We start from the raw sequence: 378 nt of genomic DNA, 5'->3' as shown, positions 1-378 counted from the left end.
GTATTGCTCTCGGTTCAAGCCCTGTCAGGCTGTCGTTAACAAGGATAAGTCCTTGTGCCAGAATGTCGGGCATGGGCAGCCTGAGGCTTTTACATTCGTCCTTAATTATGCTCTTCACGGGTTCTGGAAATGGGCCAGCGTATTGCACAAAGGTTAATGGGGCGGTGGATATATCAAGGCGTTTAGCCTCCTCTTCAAGCCAGGTGGGGAGGGGCATGCTCCAGACCTGCAGATATCTTCCGTTGGCGATAAAACTATCAATTTTTTTCTCAATATTGTCTTTTTGCTCAGCAGTCAGTGAGTCCAAAACACTATCTGGCTGATACAGGTCATTATCGAACAGTCGTAACATCCCTCGATCTTTTTCTGGTAAATCAA

General features: G+C 46.6%; 1 protein-coding gene. It reads right to left on the bottom strand.

Translation table 11 applies throughout. The features are described 5' to 3' along the window. Positions 1–378: hypothetical protein (locus HII27_RS26895; RefSeq protein ID WP_185670195.1), on the bottom strand; the 378-nt coding region annotated here is incomplete at both ends.

The sequence above is a fragment of the Kluyvera sichuanensis genome (assembly GCF_014218705.1).
GTDB classification, from domain to species: domain Bacteria; phylum Pseudomonadota; class Gammaproteobacteria; order Enterobacterales; family Enterobacteriaceae; genus Kluyvera; species Kluyvera sichuanensis.
The sequence above is the reverse complement of the archived record's forward strand: the minus strand, read 5'-3'. Positions and strand labels throughout refer to the sequence as shown.